Below are 2,679 nucleotides of genomic sequence, written 5' to 3'. Positions count from 1 at the left end.
AATCAAAGTTAATGATGGATAAAATAACAGATGATATTTTTGAGAGATTATATAGTCGAAAGAAAAAATAAATTCTGAAATTGAATAGGCCCGGTGGGAGCATCGATGTCACCAGGGGCAAATTAGTTGAAAAATCTCACAAACACAATGTATCATAAAAAATAAGCATATTTAATTTAAAAAATCAATATTATCTAAAAAGTCTTTTAGCGTAAAGGTTTTTGACTGATTATTTAATAATACTCAAATGACTTGAGTATTATTCAAAGATTACGCTATAAGAAAATTATAAGATAAACTTCTTATAATTTATTTTTGAATGATCCTTGATTTATAAGGGTTTTTACTATTGTATAATATTGAAAAATCGGCTTTCTGTAAGGGAAAAACACCTTAACGAGGAAATTTAGCAGAATGCCGGACATACCCCTAAATAAAATCAATAATATACTACTTTTTCATATAATTTATGAAGGAATATTAAAAAAATTTGAAGAAAGATATAAAAATATAAAGTTGAGGAGGTTTAAAATGACAAAAGATCAAGAAAATAGATGCCATGTAATTATCCACTCTGCCGCTGCTTCTACCGCCACAATAGGAGCAGGTTTAGCTCAAATACCTGGTTCTGATAATTTACTTATTGTTCCTATTCAAATTGGAATGATAGAGTCTCTTGCAGGAATTTTTGGTATTCATGTTGGGGAAGCTACAATAAAAGGTATATTAGCCTCTGCTATTGCCACAGTAGGTGGTAGAACTATATCTCAATGGTTAGTTGGTTGGATTCCAGGAATAGGAAATGTTATTAATGCAACAACAGCGGCAGCTATAACAGAAGGAATAGGATGGTTTGCTGCGAATGATTTTGCTAGCAGAGCACCTGTGATAAATAAAATAAATTTTACTTCAAATCAAGAAGTAATAACAGAAAATTACTTAAAAGATTATGATAAAGAATTAACAGGACTTATAAAAAATAAAACCATTGTAAATGAAACTCAAATGACCAATTTACTTACTGGCAGACTTAAACATCCAGGGATAACTGGAGTAACAGCAATATGCACCGGTAAACTTGGAGTTTCAAGTCCTCATCTCATAATATTTGATGATGATGGTAATAGTAAAAGATTTAAATTACAAAATGAAAAAACGTTTATAGGTCGTTCAGATAGTGAGTCTAAAGATATAGATATAAATTTATTTCGTTTTGATCCAGAAAAACGTGTTTCAAGAAAACACGCAATAATTTATGAAAAAACTCCTGAAGAATATTATATTGAAGATAATGGAAGTACAAACGGTACTCAAGTTAATAAAAAAGAACTATCAAAAAATAACCCTATACAATTAAACAATGGAGATGAAATAATTTTTGGAAAAACAAAAGTATTTTTTAATAAATCGTAATATTACTTTTAGGAGGTTATATGTCTAATAATATAAATACTCTTTTACAATCTGGAACAATTTTGGAAAATAAATATAAAATAGTTAATTTAGTAAAAAAAGGTGGTATGGGAGCAGTTTATAAAGCGTATGATATAAAATTTGTTAATAATTTTTATGCTATAAAAGAATTATTGCCTATTTATGGAACACCATTAGAACAAGAACAGTCCAGAAAATGGTTTGAACGAGAAGCAAAAATACTTAAAAATTTAACACATGCTAACTTACCAAAAATATTTGATTATTTCATATGTAATGAGAGATACTATCTAGTAATGGATTTAATAGAAGGTGATGATTTAGATACAATATTACAAAAAGAAGGTAAACCTGGATTGCCTGTAGAGAAAGTTATGGAATGGTCTATACAAGTTCTTGATGTTTTAATTTATCTTCATAATCAAAATCCGACAATAATATATAGAGACTTAAAACCAGCTAATATTATGCTTAATAAAAATGAAAAAATAATATTAATAGATTTTGGAATAGCAAGAGTTATTCATCAAAATAGCCAAACAACCAAAACTATTATTGGAACGGAAGGCTATTCACCTCCTGAACAATATCGTGGTAAATCAGAAATTAGATCTGACATTTATTCATTAGGAGCAACAATGCACCATTTACTTACTGGAATATCTCCTATACCATTTAAATTTGATCCTTTAAGAACAATTAATCCTAATATACCTTATCATATTGAAAATATAGTAATGAAAGCGTTAAAAGATAACTTAACAGATAGATTTTCAAGCGCAAAAGAAATGGCAGATACTATAAAAAAACAAAATCTTTTGAATAAACAACAAGAAAATTTATCTTTTAATAAAATAACGGATAACTCTTTAAGTAAAGAAGACCAAATATTATATTATATTGCTGAAGCTAAAGCTTGTAGTAAAAATAAACAGTATGATGAAACAATAAAGCTGTGTGAGAAAGTTTTAAAGCTTGAACCTGGTAATACTGAAGCTTATGTGGAAAAAAAATATGCGATAGAAGAAAAAGTTGGTTATGAAAAGAAAAATCCTGCTAAACCTTTTAATACTGAAATATATAACTCTTTAAGCAAAGAAGACCAAATATTATATTACATTGCTGAAGCTAAAGCTTGTAGTAAAAATAAACAGTATGATGAAACAATAAAGCTGTGTGAGAAAGTTTTAAAGCTTGAACCTGGTAATACTGAAGCTTATGTGGAAAAAAAATATGCGATAGAAG

At 28.0% G+C, this 2,679-nt stretch carries 2 protein-coding genes; both read left to right on the top strand.

What is annotated here, in order from left to right:
• Positions 1-531: 531 nt before the first annotated feature.
• Positions 532-1,413: an FHA domain-containing protein gene (locus tag AB1349_11940; protein MEW6558041.1), complete on the top strand. Its 882-nt coding sequence runs from the start codon at positions 532-534 to the stop codon at positions 1,411-1,413.
• A 20-nt stretch (positions 1,414-1,433) separates the two neighbouring features.
• The coding region (locus AB1349_11935; GenBank protein ID MEW6558040.1) for a protein kinase at positions 1,434-2,679 on the top strand (1,246 nt) is incomplete at its 3' end.

The organism is Elusimicrobiota bacterium, from assembly GCA_040757695.1.
GTDB lineage: Bacteria > Elusimicrobiota > UBA8919 > UBA8919 > UBA8919 > JBFLWK01.
The sequence above is the reverse complement of the archived record's forward strand: the minus strand, read 5'-3'. Positions and strand labels throughout refer to the sequence as shown.